The organism is Streptococcus sanguinis (assembly GCF_003943655.1).
GTDB lineage: Bacteria > Bacillota > Bacilli > Lactobacillales > Streptococcaceae > Streptococcus > Streptococcus sanguinis_F.
In genome coordinates, this window is record NZ_RJMM01000024.1 from 1 (window position 1) to 20,046 (window position 20,046).

General features: G+C 43.9%; 17 protein-coding genes and 1 pseudogene. 17 read left to right on the top strand and 1 reads right to left on the bottom strand.

The features are described 5' to 3' along the window. A pseudogene (locus D8886_RS09295) lies at positions 1-109 on the top strand (IS200/IS605 family transposase); the annotation flags it as partial. 250 nt (positions 110-359) lie between these two features. Here the strand turns inward: D8886_RS09295 and D8886_RS09300 are convergent. Next, entirely contained in the window at positions 360-1,112 is a 753-nt protein-coding gene (locus D8886_RS09300; RefSeq protein ID WP_125435309.1) for a DeoR/GlpR family DNA-binding transcription regulator, read from the bottom strand. 212 nt (positions 1,113-1,324) lie between these two features. Here D8886_RS09300 and D8886_RS09305 point away from each other — a divergent pair, with 212 nt between their 5' ends. The 16 genes from D8886_RS09305 (at position 1,325) to yajC (ending at position 19,906) form a co-directional block, all read left to right on the top strand. Then, the gene (locus D8886_RS09305; protein WP_032906171.1) at positions 1,325-2,044 is read left to right on the top strand and encodes a class II aldolase/adducin family protein; all 720 of its coding nucleotides are present in this window, start codon (positions 1,325-1,327) and stop codon (positions 2,042-2,044) included. 21 nt (positions 2,045-2,065) lie between these two features. Then, a complete protein-coding gene (locus tag D8886_RS09310; protein ID WP_111675255.1) occupies positions 2,066-3,832 on the top strand; it encodes an L-fucose isomerase in 1,767 nt (588 codons plus the stop codon). A 65-nt stretch (positions 3,833-3,897) separates the two neighbouring features. After that, positions 3,898-4,194, top strand: coding sequence for a PTS sugar transporter subunit IIB (locus D8886_RS09315; RefSeq protein ID WP_002916544.1), 297 nt, complete (start codon positions 3,898-3,900; stop codon positions 4,192-4,194). A 4-nt stretch (positions 4,195-4,198) separates the two neighbouring features. Further along, entirely contained in the window at positions 4,199-4,561 is a 363-nt protein-coding gene (locus D8886_RS09320; RefSeq protein ID WP_111675256.1) for a PTS lactose/cellobiose transporter subunit IIA, read from the top strand. Between the two features lies 1 nt (position 4,562). Continuing rightward, positions 4,563-6,059: a sugar ABC transporter ATP-binding protein gene (locus D8886_RS09325; protein WP_002927994.1), complete on the top strand. Its 1,497-nt coding sequence runs from the start codon at positions 4,563-4,565 to the stop codon at positions 6,057-6,059. Positions 6,060-6,107: 48 nt separating this feature from the next. Further along, complete coding sequence (locus D8886_RS09330; protein WP_231909443.1) at positions 6,108-7,067, top strand: ABC transporter permease; 960 nt, start codon at positions 6,108-6,110, stop codon at positions 7,065-7,067. A 56-nt stretch (positions 7,068-7,123) separates the two neighbouring features. Then, positions 7,124-8,206 (top strand): ABC transporter substrate-binding protein, encoded by a 1,083-nt coding sequence (locus tag D8886_RS09335; RefSeq protein ID WP_111675258.1) that lies wholly within the window; start codon positions 7,124-7,126, stop codon positions 8,204-8,206. 42 nt (positions 8,207-8,248) lie between these two features. Continuing rightward, positions 8,249-9,733 carry a rhamnulokinase gene (locus tag D8886_RS09340; protein WP_125435311.1) on the top strand — a complete coding sequence of 495 codons (1,485 nt, stop codon included), beginning with the start codon at positions 8,249-8,251 and terminating at the stop codon, positions 9,731-9,733. Next, positions 9,734-10,162: an RbsD/FucU family protein gene (locus tag D8886_RS09345; RefSeq protein ID WP_125435313.1), complete on the top strand. Its 429-nt coding sequence runs from the start codon at positions 9,734-9,736 to the stop codon at positions 10,160-10,162. A gap of 188 nt (positions 10,163-10,350) precedes the next feature. Beyond that, positions 10,351-11,502, top strand: a complete 1,152-nt coding sequence (locus D8886_RS09350) for an iron-containing alcohol dehydrogenase (protein WP_125435315.1) — start codon at positions 10,351-10,353, stop codon at positions 11,500-11,502. Between the two features lie 479 nt (positions 11,503-11,981). After that, positions 11,982-14,120 carry an ATP-dependent Clp protease ATP-binding subunit gene (locus tag D8886_RS09355; protein ID WP_125435317.1) on the top strand — a complete coding sequence of 713 codons (2,139 nt, stop codon included), beginning with the start codon at positions 11,982-11,984 and terminating at the stop codon, positions 14,118-14,120. 368 nt (positions 14,121-14,488) lie between these two features. Further along, positions 14,489-15,496: a serine hydrolase domain-containing protein gene (locus D8886_RS09360; protein ID WP_125435319.1), complete on the top strand. Its 1,008-nt coding sequence runs from the start codon at positions 14,489-14,491 to the stop codon at positions 15,494-15,496. A gap of 27 nt (positions 15,497-15,523) precedes the next feature. Further along, positions 15,524-16,447 (top strand): CPBP family glutamic-type intramembrane protease, encoded by a 924-nt coding sequence (locus tag D8886_RS09365; protein ID WP_125435321.1) that lies wholly within the window; start codon positions 15,524-15,526, stop codon positions 16,445-16,447. Positions 16,448-16,608: 161 nt separating this feature from the next. Continuing rightward, positions 16,609-16,866 carry a hypothetical protein gene (locus tag D8886_RS09370; protein WP_002927965.1) on the top strand — a complete coding sequence of 86 codons (258 nt, stop codon included), beginning with the start codon at positions 16,609-16,611 and terminating at the stop codon, positions 16,864-16,866. 550 nt (positions 16,867-17,416) lie between these two features. Next, entirely contained in the window at positions 17,417-19,393 is a 1,977-nt protein-coding gene (gene tkt / locus D8886_RS09375) for a transketolase (protein ID WP_125435323.1), read from the top strand. 177 nt (positions 19,394-19,570) lie between these two features. Continuing rightward, complete coding sequence (yajC, locus tag D8886_RS09380) at positions 19,571-19,906, top strand: preprotein translocase subunit YajC (protein WP_002927941.1); 336 nt, start codon at positions 19,571-19,573, stop codon at positions 19,904-19,906. Positions 19,907-20,046: the final 140 nt, after the last annotated feature.

Below are 20,046 nucleotides of genomic sequence, written 5' to 3' on the forward strand. Positions count from 1 at the left end.
AGTTGCCAAATATATTCGCGAGCAAGAGAAAAATGACATTGCCTTGGATAAGTTAAGTGTCAAAGAGTACGAGGATCCGTTCTCAGATGGTAGTTTTAGAACAAGATAAAAGCCCGTTTTTACGGGCATTAGTCAAGTAATCATAGCATTAACCTGAACGAAGTTCAGCGAACGTCTTTAGACGTCGCTGGAGGGAAACGGCTTATAGCCGATGTACAAGCCACCCGTTTTCACGGGTGGTTATGACTTTTGATAGAACGCTGTTATTCTTTGACTTGATAATGGAGGGATGAGTAGATAGTAAAAAACTAGACCGAGATAGGCGTATCTCGGTCTAGTTTGTGTTTAAAGAAAGTTGCTTACCAGAGGATTTCGCACTGGCTCCCGACAGCATTTTGGAAGGATTCGACCGGTGGCTGGTCGGTGATAATGCAATCCAGACTAGAGTAGTTGGAAAGTTTGAAATAATGACTGGTGTTAAACTTAGAATGGTCGGCTAGTAAAATGGCTTTATCACTATTAGCGATCATTTCCCGCTTGATATGTGCCTGATTATGGTTAGCTTCGTAAGCGGCGTAGCGATCCAATCCGCGGCAGCTAAAGAAGAGTAAGTCTGCATGGAAATTGTTGATGAAGTTGGCTGCAAAATCGCCCAGCGCAGAATTGGTCCCGCAGCCAATATGTCCACCTGATAAGAAGAGGGTGACATTTTCAAAATTATTTAGCTGGCGGGCTGCTTCAATACCATTGGTTATGACACGTAGGTTCTGGAAAGGTGCCAAATGCGGAATGAGCATGGCTGCAGTCGTAGAGCTGTCAATGAAGATAGACTGGTTATGAGTGATAAAGGTTGAAGCAATTTCAGCAATTTGCTGCTTGCTTTTTTCTTCTTCACGGGCGCGAGCAGAATACACATATTCTACATTGTTGGCCGTAATCAGCATGACCTCACCATGAGAGCGGATGATTTTCCCCTCTTTTTCTAGCTCAATCAAGTCCCGTCGAAGTGTTGATGTAGAACAGTACAAAAGTTCTTCAAGTTGGGCGGTTGCAATAATCTTTCGCTTGCTGAGAGTGTCTATAATTCGACTCATTCGTTCCAAAGAAACCATAGTGACCTCCACCGATGAACAAAGATGAACATTTATGGTCACATTATAACACAATAAACGAAAAAAAATCAATATAGTAACCATTAGATTGAACGATTATGAACTGTTTTGGCTATATTGTTATATAAAAGTTGGCTATTTATCAATTAGAGGTATAGGTATTGAATGCGCTTACAAAAAATACTATGATGAATCCAGAAAGGAGTGAGATTATGGATCATCAAGAAGAAATAATCCGCGAACAAATATGTGATGTATGCCACAAAATGTGGCAATTAGGCTGGGTAGCCGCTAATGACGGCAATGTTTCAGTCCGTCTAGACCAAGATACCATTATTGCAACGCCAACAGGTATCAGTAAGAGCTTTATCACGCCTGAAAAACTCGTCAAGCTCAATCTAAAAGGGGAGATTATTGAGGCTCAGGACGGCTATCGTCCGTCCAGTGAAATCAAGATGCACATTCGCTGCTATGAAGAACGGGAGGATGTGAATGCTGTCGTCCACGCGCATCCGCCAATTGCGACTGGCTTTGCACTGGCTCATATTCCGCTTGATACCTATTCCTTAATCGAGAGTGCCATTGTAGTAGGAGCAATTCCTATCACTCCCTTTGGTGTGCCATCTACTATGGAAGTGCCGGATGCCATCACCCCATACTTGCCAGAACATGATGTCATGTTACTTGAAAATCATGGTGCCTTGACTGTAGGAAGCGATGTGATTACAGCTTACTATCGGATGGAAACCTTGGAGCTGGTTGCTAAGACCACCTTCCACGGACGCATGTTGCTTTCTACTAAGGGAGTTGAGGAGGAAGAAATTTCTCGTCCAACCTTGGAACGCTTGTTTGCAATGCGGGCCAATTATAAAGTCACAGGCCGTCACCCTGGTTATCGTAAATATAATGGTGACGGAAGCATCAAAGAATAAGAAACATTGGAGGAAATGATTATGACTCAACATCCACGTATTGGAATTCGTCCAACCATTGACGGACGTCGCCAAGGTGTTCGGGAATCACTAGAAGTACAAACCATGAATATGGCTAAAAGTGTGGCTGACTTGATTAGCTCAACTTTGAAATATCCTGACGGTCAGCCTGTTGAATGTGTTATTTCGCCATCTACCATCGGTCGTGTCCCTGAAGCAGCCGCATCACATGAATTATTCAAAAAATCAAATGTCTGCGCGACTATCACAGTGACACCATGCTGGTGCTATGGTAGTGAAACCATGGATATGTCACCAGATATTCCGCATGCGATCTGGGGCTTCAATGGCACTGAACGGCCAGGAGCAGTTTATCTCGCTGCAGTACTGGCTTCACATGCACAAAAAGGTATTCCAGCTTTTGGTATTTATGGCAGGGATGTCCAGGAAGCTAGCGACACTGAAATTCCAGAAGATGTAAAAGAAAAAATTCTCCGTTATAGTCGGGCCGCTTTGGCAACAGGACTGATGCGTGACACAGCTTACTTGTCCATGGGCAGCGTCTCTATGGGAATCGGTGGCTCCATTGTCAATCCTGACTTCTTCCAAGAATACCTGGGTATGCGCAATGAATCAGTTGATATGACGGAGTTTACTCGTCGGATTGACCGAGGCATTTATGACCACGAAGAATTTGAACGGGCCATGGTTTGGGTCAAAGAGCACATCAAAGAGGGTGTGGATCGCAACCGTGAAGACTTGGTTCTTTCTCCAGAAGAAAAAGCAAAACAATGGGAATTTGTAGTCAAAATGTTCATGATTGGCCGAGATCTTATGCAAGGCAATTCTCGCTTGGCTGAGCTTGGCTTTGAGGAAGAAGCTGTTGGGCATCATGCCTTGGTTGCTGGCTTCCAAGGTCAGCGTCAATGGACCGACCACTTCCCGAACGGGGACTTCATGGAAACCTTCCTCAATACTCAGTTTGACTGGAACGGCATTCGTAAGCCATATGTCTTTGCGACAGAAAATGACTCGCTCAACGGTGTGTCTATGCTCTTTAACTATCTCTTGACAAATACACCGCAAATCTTCGCAGATGTCCGGACTTATTGGAGTCCAGAAGCGGTAGAACGTGTTACAGGGCATCAGTTAGAAGGTCAGGCAGCTGACGGCTTCCTGCACTTGATTAACTCTGGCTCTTGTACTCTGGATGGAACGGGGCAAGCCAGTCGAGACGGCAAGCCAGTCATCAAGCCATTCTGGGAATTGGAACAAAGCGAAGTAGATGCGATGCTTGAAAATACAGACTTCCCACCAGCCAATCGCGAATACTTCCGTGGGGGCGGTTTCTCTACTCGCTTCTTGACCAAGGGCGATATGCCTGTGACCATGGTACGTTTGAACATCCTTAAAGGTGTAGGTCCGGTCTTACAAATCGCTGAAGGTTATACTTTGGAATTGCCAGAGGAAGTGCATCATACCTTGGATAATCGAACAGATCCGGGCTGGCCAACCACTTGGTTTGCACCGCGTTTGACAGGAAAAGGCGCCTTCAAGTCTGTCTATGATGTTATGAACAACTGGGGAGCAAACCACGGTGCTATCACCTATGGCCATATCGGAGCGGATTTGATTACGTTGGCTTCCATGCTGCGTATCCCAGTCAATATGCACAATGTGCCAGAGGAAGACATCTTCCGTCCCAAGAACTGGTCACTGTTTGGCACAGAAGATTTGGAATCAGCCGACTACCGTGCTTGCCAATTATTAGGGCCAATTCATAAATAAAGATTTTGGGTGGGCGTGCCTCTTTCTGGGCACGCAGCCTACCCAATAGAAAGAGAGTAGCTTAGATGACCAAGACAATTATTCTAGCCTGTGTAGGTGGCTTAACAACCAGCATGTTGGTAGAGAGAATCAATGAAGTTATTCATCGTGACCAATTAGATTATTCCTTTTATTCCATTGGGATTACCGGCATGAATAACTTGAAGAATATTGATGTCTTATTGCTCAGCCCGCAATTAGCCTATTTAGAAGAAAAGGCTAAAGCAAGCCTGCAGGTGCCAGTCGCAGTCATTAGTGATGAAGATTTCGAGTTGATGAGAGGCGAAGAAGTGCTTCGTCAGGCTGAAGTATTGATGGACTAGGCCTATGGCAGGACAAGACAAAAGCTCAAGCCAAGAGCTGATGCGACTGATTGTCAAGAGTAGTAAAGTGACTGCGCAAGTCATGCAGAGTTTGGAGTTGGCTCAGTCAGGTCAGAAGGAGGAAGCAAATGCTGAGTTGGAACAAGCGAGAAAACTCAGCGTGGAGGCTCACAACTTACAGACCAGCCTTATCCAGTCTGAACTGAGTGGTCAAGCCAATCCTCCAAGTCTGCTGGCGGTCCATGCTCAGGACCATTTTATGAATAGCCATTTATTACTCGAATTAGCCGCCGTATTTCTCAATCAAATAGAAGAAATTGAAGATTTAAAAGCAAGAATTGCAAAACTGGAACAGGTAGGTGAGTAGCATGGATCATCCTGTCATATTAGAAATGAAGGGCATTGTTAAAAGTTTCGGTCCAGTCCGAGCCTTAAAAGGAGTCAATTTTGACTTGCGGGCTGGTGAAGTGCATGCTCTAATGGGTGAAAATGGGGCTGGTAAATCCACTTTGATGAAGGTCTTGACTGGTATCTATGGAGCAAATGAGGGTACCATTCATTACAATCAAGAAGAGGTGGTCTATTCCAAGCCCAAGGAAGCAATGGATGCTGGGATTGTTATCGTTCATCAAGAATTGAATATGATGAACCATCTAACAGTGGCTCAAAATATCTTTATTGGACGGGAAGAAGTTCAAGGCAGCTTCTTCATTAACGATGCATCCAGTATTAAGAAAGCAAAAGAACTCTTTAGTCTCTTAAAACTAGACATCAACCCAACTGAAAAAGTAGGAAATCTGACAGTTGGGAAACAACAAATGGTCGAAATTGCCAAGGCCCTCTCAATGGATGCCAAGGTGATTGTCTTTGACGAACCGACTGCAGCTCTGACTGAATCGGAAATCAATGAGCTCTTTGTCATCATTGACGACCTGCGTGCAAAAGGTGTCGGTATTATCTACATTTCTCACCGGATGGATGAGATTGCCCGAATCACAGACCGCGTGACTGTTATGCGGGACGGTGAGTATGTAGGCACGGTCAATACCAAAGATACCACCAAAGATGAAATCATCTCGATGATGGTTGGACGGACGATTTATGAAGATCCTAAGGCTGCGTCAACAGTAGCAGAAGATGCTCCTGTGGTGCTAGAGGTGAAAAACCTCTGTGCAGGAACGGCCGTTAAAGATGTGAGTTTCAAACTCCATAAGGGCGAAATTCTAGGTTTCTCAGGATTGATGGGAGCCGGTCGGACAGAAGTTGCCCGTTTGCTGTTTGGTGCAGACAAAAAAGAAAGCGGTTCCATTGTTATAAATGGGAAAGAAGTAAGCATCAATTCTCCCCAAGATGCCATTCGGGAAGGGATTGGTTACTTATCTGAAGACCGCAAGCGCTTTGGCTGTATCGTGGACATGACCATTGCCAACAATACGGTTATAACCAATCTTGATAAGTATATCAAGGCTGGCTTGATTGATGATGGTGCTATTGTCAAGGCAAGTGATCAGTTTGTTCAATCTTTACATACCAAGACACCGTCATCCAAACAGCTGGTCCGCAATCTTTCGGGAGGGAACCAGCAGAAAGTAGTCATTGCCAAATGGCTGGAACAAAATAGTGATATTTTAATCTTTGATGAGCCGACACGAGGAATTGATGTCGGTGCCAAAAGTGAAATATACACACTGATGAATGATCTGGTTGCGCAAGGCAAATCCATTATCATGATTTCGTCAGAACTGACGGAAATCTTACGGATGAGCGATCGAATCGTAGTCATGTGTGAAGGTAGAAAAACGGGTGAGCTGGATATTAGCCAAGCAACACAAGAGAGAATCTTGGCGCTAGCGACTGACCGTTAAAAGTGAAAACAGAGGTGTTTACGTATGGAAGAGAAACAATCCTTATGGATGAAATTAGAAAAAACAGTTGGTTTACAAAAGCTGATTGCCTTGATTGCCTTGGTGGTAATCTTTGCCTTCTTTGCCATCTCCAGCGAATCATTTCGTTCGTTTGATACGGTAGTCAGTATCTTAGATGCGTCATATTACATTGGTTTCCTTGCCATTGGGGTCACATTTGTCATCATTACAGGTGGTATTGATCTCTCTATTGGTACGGTGATGATGTGCTCGGCTATTATCGGGGGCGTCCTTCATACCAAGATGGGCTGGCCGCTCTGGCTGTCTTTGCTGGCCATTCTAGTCATTGGAGGATTATTCGGCCTGCTGAATGGAATCATGGTCGCAAAATTCGGTTTGCCGCCTTTTATCGCGACACTGGGTACGATGATGATTTCCCGCGGTTTAAGCTCTATTGTCTCAAATGTGCAAAGTGTGACCTTCCCTCTTCGTGGAACAGGTGAAGGTTGGTACAAAGATTTATTCCGAACTCAGGATAATTTCCCGACAGGCTTGATCGTGCTGGTGATTGTGGCTGTCCTTGCTGCAGTAGTATTGAACAAGACAAAAATTGGCCGCTATATCTTCGCGATTGGATCCAATAAAGAAGCCACTCGTCTGTCTGGGGTCAATGTCGTCAAATGGGAAGGCATGGCCTATGTCATAGGTGGTCTGTCAGCAGGGCTTGCTGCCGTTGCTTATGCAGCCACCTATTCTACGATTCTGCCAGGTACTGGTAACGGTATGGAGCTTGATGCAATTGCCGGTGTCGTAGTAGGGGGAACTTCTCTAGCTGGTGGTGTCGGATCTGTTATTGGTACCATTATCGGGGTCTTCATCATGTCAGTCCTGAAAATTGGTTTGCCTTATATCGACCTACAGCCCCACTATCAACTCTTTATTACTGGTTTTGTTGTTATCATCGCTGTTTACTTTGATATTTTCATTCGCAAGAATAAGAAGAAATAAGTACAGCCCTCGCTATCATATAAATGAGTGTATAAAACATAATAGGAGCTTTTATCATGAGAAAATCATTTAAATTTGCTACTGCGGCACTTCTTGCTGCTGCTGCGATTGGACTAGTTGCTTGTTCTTCTAAGAAAGACAACAATAAAGCTACAGACAGCAAGGGTGGAGACTATCGGGTAGAAGTAATTGCCAAAGGTTTCCAACATGACTTCTGGAAAGCCGTTAATAAGGGTGCTGAACAAGCGGCAGATGAATTTGGCGCTAAGATTACTTTTGTCGGCCCTCAAAATGAAACCGCTATCGCAGAACAATTGGAACAGTTAAATAATGCCATTAACAAAAATCCAGATGCGATTGCCCTAGCAGCTCTTGATACCGAATCAGAGCTAGACGCTATTAAACAAGCTCAAGCGAAGAATATTCCGCTGATTGGTTTTGACTCAGGGGTTCCAGGTGCACCAGACGGAGCAATCAAAGCAACCGCCTCTACAGACAACCATGCAGCCGGTGCCAATGCAGCAGAACACTTGTTCCCATTGTTAGAAAAGAAATTGGGTGACAAACCGGTTCGTATCGGGGTAGTTTCCCAAGAAGCAAACTCACTCTCTATCACACAACGGACTTCCGGTTTCATTGACAAGATGGTTGAGTTGCTAGAAAAGAAAGGCATCAAAACGGCTGTTGTTGGTCATGATAAATTCAAAAATAATGTCTCTGAATCAGATGCCAAAGCTATCATTGAAGTTCGTGTACCAGCTCAAGTAGACGATGCAGCAGGTAAGACAGAAGCTTCCACTGTACTTGAAAAATCAGATACAGTCGCTATTTACGGTTCAAATGAATTTGCAGCTAAAGCTATTATCAACGCAAATGGCAGTTTCAAGGAATCTAAGCTCGGTGCAGACAAGATTTTGGCTGTCGGTTTTGACTCAGGTGCCTTGCAGCAAGATGCAATTCGCAACGGTCTCTTTGTAGGATCTGTTACGCAAGATCCGATTCAAATCGGCTATCAATCTGTAAAATTAGCTATTGAAGCGGCTCAAGGAAAAGAAGTTAAAGATGTAGACACAGGATCAAAATGGTATGATGCCAAGAACATCGACTCTGATGAAATCAAACCATTGCTTTACCAATAATCAAAATCGTTTGTAAAGATTGGTGTATTGGAGGAGATGAGAATGACATTGATGAAATTACTGGCCATTGACCTAGGTGCTAGTTCAGGTCGTGTCATGCAAGCAATTTACAATGGCCATAGTATCCAGCTATCAGAAGTTCATCGGTTCAAAAACGAGCCGATGAACGTGAATGACGGTCTTTATTGGAATATCCTGCATCTGTTTGGAGAAATCAAAATTGGGATTAAGAAAGCTTCAGCAGATGGGATTCCTATTCGATCCATATCCGTTGATACATGGGGAGTGGACTATGCCTACCTAGACCAAAACGGAGATCTGCTCTACCAGCCGCATTGTTATCGTGACAATCGTATGGGCCAATACGAAGAAACTTTTTATAAGAAAATCAGCAAAGAGGCGCTTTTTGAGGAGACAGGCGTACAGCCTGCTTGCATTAATACTGTCCTGCAAATATTCGCTGATTTGCAGGAAAAGCCCCATTTGGCAAGAGTTGCAGAGCGCGTGCTCTTCATGCCGGATTTGATTAACTATCTTTTGTCAGGTGTTTTATCCAGTGAGTATACCATTGCCAGCAGCAGCGGTTTGCTCAATATCAATTCTCAGACATGGTCTGACAGTGTTTTCGAGACGCTGGAGATTCCTAAAAAGTGGTTTGGTGAGGTGATACAGGGAGGAAGAGTCCTGAGAAGCCTGTCGCCACGGATTACCCAAGAGCTGAAAATTGAGCCTTTTGATGTCATTGCAGGTGCTGGTCATGATACAGCGGCAGCTGTTCTGGCTATTCCTTATGCCAGTGAGCAGCCAACAGCCTTTATCTCCTGCGGTACTTGGTCTCTGGTTGGTCTAGAATCTCCGAATCCTGTGACCAGCCAGGAAGCTTTAGCGGCCAATCTGACCAATGAAGGCTGCTTTGACGGACGCTATCGGATTTTGAAGAATACGACAGGACTCTGGATTATCCAGGAACTGCAGCGGGACTGGCGCTTGCAAGGAGAGGACATCAGCTTTGCTGAAATGGTGACACTGGCAAGAAACGTCACGAATAATCGCTCTTGGATTAACCCCAATGATGCTATTTTTGCAGCTCCGGGAGACATGGAGGCTAAGATCAAGGAGAGTTGCCATATGACCAACCAGCCTGTTCCGCAAAGCAAAGGAGAGGTTGTCCGAGTGGTCTTGGAAAGTCTCGCTTTTGCCTACCGTCAAACCGTGGAGCAAATTGAGAGCCTGACCGGTCAGAAAATCGAGCAGATTCACATGGTCGGCGGCGGTATCCAAAATGAGCTGCTCTGTCAGCTGACAGCTGATGTAAGCCAGAAACCAGTCCTAACAGGGCCGATTGAAGCCAGCGCTTTGGGAAATATCTTGGCACAGCTTTTGACCTTGGGTGAGATTAAAGATCGACAGACTGCCCAAAAGCTCATCAAGGATTCAGAAAAGACCAAGCAATACCATCCTCAAGAGGATTCAGATTTGGCTAGGTCCTATCAAAAATTTCAAGCAAGTATGAAAGTAGGAAGCTAGATGTTAAAGTATATTCCAACTATTTTAAGTCCAGAATTGGTCAAGTATCTGATGGAGATGGGCCACGGAGATGAAGTGGTCATTGCCGATGCAAACTTCCCTGCCCATCGGATTGGTCAGCGGGTTGTTCGCTGTGATGGTCACGGAGTTCCAGCATTGCTAGATGCTATCTTGACTGTGCTGCCCTTAGATACTTATAGTGATTACCAAGCAGGTCTTATGCAGGTAGTGCCGGGAGATCCAACCGTACCAGTCATCTGGGATGACTACAAGGCTTTGTTAGAAGAGCACTATCCAGGTACAGCCATCAAAGAATTTGAACGCTTTGCTTTCTATGAACAGGCGGAAAAAGCTTATTTGGTCATCCAAACGGGCGAAGGAGCTCTGTACGGTAATATCATTTTAAAAAAAGGTGTTATTGCCAGCTAATGAAAAAAACAGGTAAGAGATGGACAAGGTTGCTTCTGGAGAGGAGCGTCCTTGTTCCTCATCCTTATCTGGGACTTTCTTTGCTTTTTTTATCAATCTACTTGTTAAAAAAATCACAAAAATTCTTGCAAAAGGCAGATTTTTGCAGTATCATTATATTAACAATATAAATTAAAAGGAGAAAATATATGTCTACATTTTACGTACCCGCTGTCAATCTTATTGGCAAAGGTGTTGTCAAGGAAGTTGGCCCTTATGTTAAAGAGCTGGGTTATAGCAAGGCTTTGCTAGTGACGGATAAGTTTATCGAAGGCAGTGATATCCTGCCCCAAATCCTAGGCCCCCTAGATGCAGAAGGCATCCAGTATGTGGTCTTCAGCGATGTTGAGCCAAACCCGACTTGTAAGAACGTCATGGATGGTGTAGCTACTCTCAAGGAACACAACTGTGACTTCATCATCAGTGTCGGCGGAGGTTCACCACAGGATGCGGCTAGCTGTATTTCAGTTATTGCGACAAACGGTGGCAGACCACAAGACTACGAAGGCTTGCACAAGTCTACTAAGAAAGGTCTGCCAGTAGTGGCAATCAATACTACAGCGGGAACTTCGGCTGAAATTACCATTAACTATGTCATCACAGATGAGGAACGCAAGGTTAAGATGGTTATGGTTGACAAGAATAGCTTGGCCCTGATCTCAGTCAATGACCCCGAACTCATGGTATCCAAGCCAGCTGCCCTCACAGCAGCAACGGGTATGGATGCTTTGACTCACGCGGTCGAAGCTCTCGTCACACCAGGAGCTTATGGTGTAACCAAGAAATTATCTATTGGAGCTATTGAACTTATCAAGGAATACCTTCCTCGTGCAGTTGCCAATGGCCATGATATTGAAGCGCGTGAAGGCATGGTGAATGCCATCTTCCTTGGCGGTATGTCTTTTAACAATGCTGGTCTAGGTTATGTCCACTCTATGGCTCACCAGCTTGGGGCAGTTTACAATCTGCCGCACGGTGTCTGCTGTGCCATGCTCCTGCCAGTTGTAGAGCGTGAAAATGCTAAACGGGTACCAGAAGCTTTCCGCAATGTTGCCAAAGCCCTTGGTCTGCAAATCGAAGGAAAGACTGACGAAGAATGTGCAGCTTATGCCATTTCTGAAATCGAAAAACTGTCTGAAACGGTTGGTATTCCGAAGAAACTCACTGAACTTGGTATCGAAGAAAAAGACTTTGACTTTGACTACCTATCTAAAAACGCTTTGATTGATGCTTGTGCGCCAGGCAATCCATTCATGCCAACTCTAGAAGAAACGATTGCTTTTTATAAAGAACTCTTCTAAGAACGAAAAAATTCTGCTGAAACAAACAAGGCTCTGCATGACTCTAGCTTGCAGGGCTTTTTTTATAGGAATGAAAAGGACCTAAACGAAAAATTTGATTACAACTGTAAATTTATTTTAAAAAATTATGTAAAATCTATTGACAAATAAATTCTGTCATGATAAAATTACAACTGTAAACAAAAAAGTTTACGTAAATTTAATCAGAAGGTATGAATACAGCCGGAAGGCAATTATTTTTGGGAGGATTATAAATTATGTAAAATTATCTTCGTCTGAAAGAGATTTGATTCACTCATAAAAGTAGAGACTGACTCAGTCTTGATTTTTGGGAATCGAATAAGTTATGTAAAATAATAGATTGGAGAAGATCTCCCAAATGAATATTTATAGTGGATAAGGAAGAGATTTCTTATCTGAAATTTTGGTAAAAATAAAAATTATGTAAAGCGAAAAATGAAGAAAAGTGAGGCAATGCTATGAACAACAACTACAACAATTTTAACAATATGGACGACCTTTTCAACCAACTCATGGGGCGCATGGGCGGCTACAACAGCGAACACCGGCGCTACTTGATTAATGGTAGAGAGGTCACACCGGAAGAGTTTGCTCAGTACCGGGCTACTGGCAAGCTCCCTGGTCAAGGAGCGGGTGAGCAGACTAGCCAAACTGCTGGTCATGGACCTAAGCAGGATGGCATCTTGGCCAAGCTGGGTCGTAATCTGACTCAGGAAGCGCGTGATGGTAAGTTAGATCCAGTCATTGGGCGCAATAAGGAAATCCAAGAAACTGCCGAAATCCTTTCCCGCCGGACTAAGAATAATCCTGTATTGGTTGGAGATGCCGGAGTTGGTAAGACAGCTGTCGTAGAAGGATTGGCTCAGGCTATCGTCAATGGTGACGTGCCAGCGGCCATCAAGAACAAGGAAATTATCTCTGTTGATATTTCTGGTCTGGAAGCTGGTACTCAATATCGCGGTAGCTTTGAAGAAAATATTCAAAACTTAGTCAATGAAGTTAAGGAAGCCGGCAACATTATCCTCTTCTTTGATGAAATCCATCAAATCCTAGGAGCAGGATCTATCGGTGGAGACAGCGGTTCTAAGGGACTAGCGGATATTCTCAAACCAGCACTTTCTCGTGGAGAGTTGACCGTTATCGGGGCAACTACTCAGGACGAGTACCGTAACACCATTCTCAAAAATGCAGCTCTGGCTCGCCGGTTCAATGAAGTCAAGGTCAATGCACCGTCTGCTGAGGATACTTATCAGATTCTTCGAGGCATTCGGGACCTGTATGAAAAGCACCACAATGTCATCCTGCCGGATGAAGTGCTGAAAGCGGCTGTGGACTACTCTGTTCAGTATATTCCACAGCGGAGCTTGCCAGACAAGGCCATTGACCTAGTCGATGTGACTGCTGCTCATTTGGCAGCCCAACATCCAGTAACCGATGTTCATGCGGTTGAACATGAGATTGCTGAGCAAAAAGACAAGCAGGAAGCAGCTGTTGAAAAAGAAGATTATGAAGCAGCTCTGAATGCCAAGACCCGCATTGAAGAGCTGGAAAAGAAAATTCAAAACCACACCGAGGATATGAAGGTGACTGCTACGGTCAACGATGTAGCAGAGTCTGTTGAGCGGATGACGGGAGTGCCGGTATCTCAGATGGGTGCCAGCGACATTGAGTGCCTCAAGGGCATGAATGACCGTCTCAAAGCCAAAGTTATCGGCCAAGACAAGGCTGTAGAAGCTGTAGCTAGGGCTATCCGCCGAAACCGTGCAGGATTTGATGAAGGCAACCGTCCAATCGGAAGCTTCCTCTTTGTTGGTCCGACAGGTGTCGGAAAGACTGAGCTTGCTAAACAACTGGCTCTGGATATGTTCGGTACCAAGGAAGCCATCATTCGTCTGGATATGTCAGAATACTCCGACCGGACTGCTGTTTCTAAGCTGATTGGTACCACTGCGGGCTATGTCGGCTATGATGATAACAGCAATACCCTGACCGAGCGTGTACGCCGCAATCCTTACTCTATCATCCTCTTGGATGAGATTGAAAAGGCGGATCCACAGGTGATTACCCTTCTCCTTCAAGTTCTGGATGATGGTCGTTTGACAGATGGTCAAGGGAATACAGTCAACTTCAAGAACACGGTTATCATTGCAACTTCTAATGCTGGCTTTGGCTATGAAGCTGGCTTGGAGGAAGATGCAGAAAAGCCTGATCTGATGGATCGACTCAAAGCTTATTTCCGTCCAGAGTTCCTCAATCGTTTCAATGCAGTTATTGAGTTCTCTCATCTCAAGAAAGAAGATTTGATGGAGATTGTTAATCTCATGCTGATTGAAGTGAATCAAACCTTGAGCAAGAAAGAAATTGATCTGGCTGTATCTGATGCAGCTAAGGAATTCCTGCGCGATGCTGGTTATGACCAAGTCATGGGTGTTCGTCCGCTCCGCCGTGTCATCGAGCAGCAAATCCGTGACAAGGTGACTGACTTCCACTTGGATAATCTAGATGCTAAGCATTTGACGGCTGATTTGGAAGATGGTGTCTTAGTTATCCGAGAAAAAGGTGCTGACGCATCTGAAGAAGACAAGCAAGCAGAATAAAGCTTACTAAGTCAACTAACTTTTCAAAGACCTCCTTCTTAGATGAAGGCAGGTCTTTTTTTGATGAGTATGAATTTCAAATAACTCTCTTTTCTGGAAATAAATTAGCATTTATCCCAAAATCTCAACTTAATTCCTCTTGACAGCACCTAAAAGAAATGTTACTATTAGGTATATAAAAATATTGAAATCTGATGCTGATGAAAAGCTAGGCTTGCTTAGAAGGTATCGGTAAAATGAAACAAACTATTGATATTGCCGAAGCAGTCGATGACTAAAATCAACCTAGCTTCTCTCAAATGAGAAATTAAGCTCGCATGCTGTAGGATTTTCAAGGAAAAATTTAGACAATTTGGAGGAAAGCAATAATGACAACTTTTCTAAAAAGCAGGCAACTTTATGAAGCCAGTATATTAGCCTATCAAGGGGATCAACTCTATTTGGAAGAAAACAAGGGACAGATGACGAGTGACACGCCTTTTGCCATTGCCAGTATTTCCAAATTATACACCGATGCCATTGTTTTCCAGCTGATTGACCAAGGAAAGCTGACCTATGATACAAGCTTGACGGATATTTTACCGCCAGAAATGACCAAGCATTTGCCTCAAGCTGAGCAGGTCACTGTACGACATCTGCTGGATCAAATATCCGGCTTTCCGAATTATGAAATGGACCGTCAAACAAATGGAAAGGTTTTGATAGATGACTTGTACAAAGCTGATCGGCGGGTAGCTTTTGAGGAAGCGCTGGAAATGATAGCAGAATTGCCAGCTGGATCATGTCTGGACGGAGATAAAGCCTACTACGCTGATATCAATGCTATGCTCTTAGGAAAAATGGCTGAAACAGTGACTGGGCAGACCGCTGAGCAACTATTAGAACATCTCATTTGCCAGCCGCTTCAGCTTAGTCAGACCCATTGGGCGACAGGCCATGAGAAACTTGCTCTCCTATACAATGGCCAGAAAACTATAGCTTTTCAAGCCTATCTTTCCAGTCAAGTCTACCAAGGCGGTATTGTGGCGACTAACAGGGAGTTAATGACCTTTATCCGTGCTTTCTTTACTGGCAAATTGTTTGCAAAGTCCCATATTCAGCAGCCGACTTTTCGGTCCATTCAATTCCGCCCTCTCAAGTATGGCAGCGGTATGATGCAGCTGACAATCAGCTCCTTCATGTCTCTCTTTTTCGGTGGCGCGCATGAAATTCGCGGTCATAGTGGGATAACAGGAAGTTTCTCCTTTTATTGTCCAGAAAAGGATGTCTTTGTCACAGGTACCTTCAACCAGACAAAAAAACGTCCCTACCCTACCATTTTTCGGGCTATTGCGGCCGGTGTCAAGAGACAGAAGGATTTAAAACAAGAGAGATGAATAATTTTTTGACGAAAGGAGACTGCTATGAAACAGTCCATAACTACAATTAAGCGCAATGTCATTATCTTTGCATTCTTCAGCACCCTATGTGGCTGGATTGGTTATGTTGTTGATAAAGTAACCGGCCAAGCTCATTACGAAAATATCGGAACAGAGATAGGAAGTGGCTCTTTAGGGATGCTGATTTGGCTGGTAACTCCCTTAATCTGTACCATCTTTCTTCGAAGCTTTAGCGGAGACGGCTGGAAAGAGGCAGGGTTTTCCATTAATTTTAAAAGTAATAAAAAATTATACCTGATTAGTTTTTTAGTTTACCCTCTTGTTACGATGATAGTGATATTCTTGGGATTGATGACACAAGGTATCAGAGTGATAGATGCGAAGGTTGAGTTCACGGCCTATCTTGGAATCTTGCTCACACAGATAGGAACTCAATTCATAAAAAATATTTTTGAAGAATCTGTTTGGAGGGCATATCTTACCAATCAATTAATCAAATTAAAATTATGCGACTTAAAACTATATCTACTTGTTGGCTTTATCTGGTGGATTTGGCATCTGCCTTACATTATGAAGTTTCTGTCTGAGAGAGAAATCCATAATACCTTGCCGGTTGGGAGGTTTACATTCTTCCTTATCGGGATGATAACTGTTGCATGCTGGACGGTCATGTATACAGAGATTTTTAGAATTACCAAATCTGTTTGGCCTCTAGTTATTATGCACACTATGGAGGACGCTGTTATAAATCCTTTACTATTACTAGGATTTGTCTCGGTAGAAAAAAATCAGGCTTTCCTCTTCTCGCTTTCAGTGGGGATGATTCCGACTATTCTTTATTTAACCGTTGGTCTAGCTATACGAAAATGGAGAAAAAACAGCAGTATGGAAAGGCGATCTAACAAAGTAAGAAAAGAAGATAATATTAATTCTTTTTTTCTATCTTAATAGAGGCAAAAGACTCTCAAAAGTCTATAAAACAGGAAAAGTTGACATTTCAATGAATTATGTTCTAATTTTTTTGTACATTTTCAAGTTTTTATATATGTAAATGTCAGAAAAAAGTGTATAATGGATTAGTAAATTAAATTTTAGGAGAGGATTTAATTATGAAAAAGTTGGATATTACAACAATGCCTGACTACAGGAAAGTCGAGGCTGTTGTTCAGTTGTTAGTTAATGGAACCTTAACTAGTTATCGGATTGCGACGGATGCAAACATCAGCAAGATGAGTATCCTGACCTTAACTAAAGGGACCAGTAAGATTAAGAACATTACTTATCAAACTGCGATGGCCTTAATTAATTGGTATGAAGAAAACCATGAAAAATACGGCATCACCATTCATCACAAGGCTGCAGGATAGTCTAAAACTATGATGTAGCTCAACCCTAACCCAGCTAACCATTTGGATAGCTGGGTTTTTCTATGCCTCTTAGCGATTGCCGGCTCGCAGAGTCGAGCAGAGCTTAGAGGCATTGATGCAGACTGAGCGCAAGCGAAGTCTACGTTCCGCTAATTTTTTAGCGATTGCTGGCTCATAGAGTCAAGAAGAGGTTAGAGGCATAGATGCCGTTTGAGTAGTAGCGAGAACTAGGTTCCGCAAAAACTTCATGAGACAAGCCACGTGCGCAGTCGAACTTAGGAGCAGGGATGCTCACTTTCTTACTTTTTTTCTGTCCTTATGGGCAGATTTTTTTGACAGTCCAAGAGTGAACAGTCACCTGTGTAATTCTTGGTCTTTTTGTTACCGCTTTCAAGATTTATAATAAATCTATAAAAAATGAGATTATCCCTATCTTGCGATATAGGGATAATTTTCATATAATAGATGTGAGACAATTTTTCGTTTCTACGACCATTGTTTATCCTGTTCTGATGTCAGAACAAGTCATAGTAAAAATAAGGAGTATCCAATGTCACAATTATCAGTTAATGCCATTCGCTTTTTAGGGATTGACGCGATTGAAAAGTCTAAGTCAGGTCACCCTGGCGTAGTCATGGGCGCTGCACCGATGGCTTACGACTTGTTTACTAAACAACTTCGTATCAATCCAGAAGAGCCAAACTGGATTAACCGCGATCGCTTCGTCCTGTCTGCAGGACATGGCTCTATGCTGCTTTATGCCTTGCTTCATCTGTCTGGCTTTAAAGATGTCAGCATGGAGGAAATCAAAAACTTCCGCCAATGGGGTTCTAAGACACCAGGTCACCCAGAGTTTGGCCATACAGCTGGTGTTGATGCCACTACTGGCCCACTGGGACAAGGGATTTCTACAGCTACTGGATTTGCTCAGGCAGAGCGTTTCTTAGCTGCTAAGTATAATCGTGAAGGATATCCAATTTTTGACCACTACACTTATGTCATCTGTGGTGATGGCGATTTGATGGAGGGGGTTTCAGCTGAGGCTGCTTCTTACGCTGGTCTGCAAAAACTGGACAAGCTGGTTGTTCTCTATGATTCAAATGATATCAACCTAGATGGAGAGACCAAGGATTCCTTTACAGAAGATGTTCGTGCCCGCTATGAAGCTTATGGCTGGCATACTGCCTTGGTAGAAGATGGGACAGATCTTGCAGCGATTGATGCAGCTATCAATGAAGCTAAATCTTCTGGCAAGCCATCTTTGATTGAAGTTAAGACGGTTATCGGTTACGGTTCTCCAAACAAGCAAGGAACTAATGCAGTTCACGGCGCCCCTCTTGGAGCAGAAGAAGCAGAAGCTACTCGCCAAGCCTTGGGCTGGGACTATGCGCCGTTTGAGATTCCTGAGGAAGTCTATGCAGATTACCGTACAAATGTAGCAGAGCGTGGTGCAGCGGCTTACGATGCTTGGAAACAGTTAGTAGAGGACTACAAGCAAGCCCATCCAGAATTGGCGGCAGAAGTAACAGCTATCATCGCTGGTCAGGATCCAGTAGAAATCAAACCAGAAGACTTCCCAGTACTTGAAAATGGCTTCTCTCAAGCGACCCGTAATTCTAGTCAGGATGCCCTCAATGCAGCAGCTAAGGTGCTTCCAACTTTCCTCGGCGGTTCTGCTGACTTGGCTCATTCCAATATGACCTACATCAAGGAAGACGGTCTGCAGGATGATGCCCACCGTCTCAACCGCAATATCCAATTTGGTGTGCGCGAGTTTGCTATGGGAACAATTCTCAACGGTATGGCGCTTCATGGTGGTCTTCGCGTTTACGGTGGTACCTTCTTCGTCTTCTCAGACTATGTCAAGGCAGCTGTCCGTTTGTCTGCCCTACAAGGTTTGCCAGTGACTTATGTATTTACTCACGACTCTATTGCAGTAGGTGAAGACGGCCCAACTCATGAGCCGATTGAGCATTTGGCTGGTCTGCGTGCTATTCCAAACCTGACTGTTTTCCGCCCAGCAGATGCGCGTGAAACTCAGGCAGCTTGGTATCTGGCCCTTAAGAGCCAATCTACTCCGACTGCTCTGGTCTTGACCCGTCAGAATCTGACAGTTGAAGAAGGCACAAACTTTGACAAGGTAGCTAAAGGTGCTTATGTGGTCTACGAAACAGGAGCAGATTTCGATACCATCTTGCTGGCTTCTGGTTCTGAGGTTAATTTGGCAGTTGCAGCTGCTAAAGCACTTGCAGCAGAAGGCGCTAAAATCCGCGTGGTCAGCGTGCCATCAACAGAGCTTTTTGATGCTCAAGATGCAGCCTACAAAGAAGAAATTCTGCCAAATGCAGTTCGTCGCCGCGTAGCGATCGAGATGGCAGCTAGCCAGCCTTGGTACAAATATGTCGGTCTGGATGGTGCAGTTATCGGAATCGACCAGTTCGGTGCATCTGCTCCAGCAGGCAAGGTGCTGGAAGAATACGGCTTTACAGTTGAGCACGTAGCAGAAGTTGTTAAAAATCTTAAATAAAAAGACATAAAATCAGGGTGCTGGTCATCCTGATTTTTGCTTTTAAAAAAATGCATCCAGGTCAGTCATGCTTCCTCCGACTTGAGACGGACTTTACCTGAAAAGTCAGAATCGTCTTGTAAAAATAAGGGAAATCTGCTATAGTAGTTCATATATGACATTCGAAGGAGAAAATATATGAATCCAACTATGCTTATTGTCTTTGCGGTTGTACTGATAGGGATGACCTATTTCCAAATGCGTGCCCAAAAGAAACAGGCTCAGCAGCGTATGGAAAGTCTTAACAAGCTGCAAAAGGGTTATGAAGTTATTACCATCGGTGGTTTGTATGGAACGGTAGATGAAGTGGACACAGATAAAAAGACAGTTGTTCTGGATGTGGACGGTGTTTACCTGACCTTTGAACTGACAGCTATTAAGACTGTGCTACCATTGACTGAGGGGATTCCTGCTGTTGCTGGCGGTGAGGGAAGCGTTGACCTTCCTGAGGAAGAATCAGCGATTGAAGAGTAAAGAAATAAACAGCTTGCGGGCTGTTTTTTTGTTTTGGTTCATGTAGCTAGGAGGTGTTTGATTGTAACCTTATCTGCCTTGCAGTTTGGACAAGCTGGTGAGTTTTAACTGAGTTTGGATTCTCTGGTTGACATTCTGTC

Excerpts from the sequence above, each read along its gene's own strand:
- D8886_RS09300 (WP_125435309.1), bottom strand. The coding sequence starts at position 1,112 with ATGGTTTCTTTGGAACGAATGAGTCGAATTATAGACACTCTCAGCAAG.
- D8886_RS09370 (WP_002927965.1), top strand. The coding sequence starts at position 16,609 with ATGAAAAAGTTGGATATTACAACAATGCCTGACTACAGGAAAGTCGAG.
- D8886_RS09365 (WP_125435321.1), top strand. The coding sequence starts at position 15,524 with ATGAAACAGTCCATAACTACAATTAAGCGCAATGTCATTATCTTTGCA.
- D8886_RS09360 (WP_125435319.1), top strand. The coding sequence starts at position 14,489 with ATGACAACTTTTCTAAAAAGCAGGCAACTTTATGAAGCCAGTATATTA.
- D8886_RS09345 (WP_125435313.1), top strand. The coding sequence starts at position 9,734 with ATGTTAAAGTATATTCCAACTATTTTAAGTCCAGAATTGGTCAAGTAT.
- yajC (WP_002927941.1), top strand. The coding sequence starts at position 19,571 with ATGAATCCAACTATGCTTATTGTCTTTGCGGTTGTACTGATAGGGATG.
- D8886_RS09315 (WP_002916544.1), top strand. The coding sequence starts at position 3,898 with ATGACCAAGACAATTATTCTAGCCTGTGTAGGTGGCTTAACAACCAGC.
- D8886_RS09305 (WP_032906171.1), top strand. The coding sequence starts at position 1,325 with ATGGATCATCAAGAAGAAATAATCCGCGAACAAATATGTGATGTATGC.
- D8886_RS09335 (WP_111675258.1), top strand. The coding sequence starts at position 7,124 with ATGAGAAAATCATTTAAATTTGCTACTGCGGCACTTCTTGCTGCTGCT.
- tkt (WP_125435323.1), top strand. The coding sequence starts at position 17,417 with ATGTCACAATTATCAGTTAATGCCATTCGCTTTTTAGGGATTGACGCG.
- D8886_RS09350 (WP_125435315.1), top strand. The coding sequence starts at position 10,351 with ATGTCTACATTTTACGTACCCGCTGTCAATCTTATTGGCAAAGGTGTT.
- D8886_RS09320 (WP_111675256.1), top strand. The coding sequence starts at position 4,199 with ATGGCAGGACAAGACAAAAGCTCAAGCCAAGAGCTGATGCGACTGATT.
- D8886_RS09355 (WP_125435317.1), top strand. The coding sequence starts at position 11,982 with ATGAACAACAACTACAACAATTTTAACAATATGGACGACCTTTTCAAC.
- D8886_RS09340 (WP_125435311.1), top strand. The coding sequence starts at position 8,249 with ATGACATTGATGAAATTACTGGCCATTGACCTAGGTGCTAGTTCAGGT.
- D8886_RS09330 (WP_231909443.1), top strand. The coding sequence starts at position 6,108 with ATGAAATTAGAAAAAACAGTTGGTTTACAAAAGCTGATTGCCTTGATT.
- D8886_RS09310 (WP_111675255.1), top strand. The coding sequence starts at position 2,066 with ATGACTCAACATCCACGTATTGGAATTCGTCCAACCATTGACGGACGT.
- D8886_RS09325 (WP_002927994.1), top strand. The coding sequence starts at position 4,563 with ATGGATCATCCTGTCATATTAGAAATGAAGGGCATTGTTAAAAGTTTC.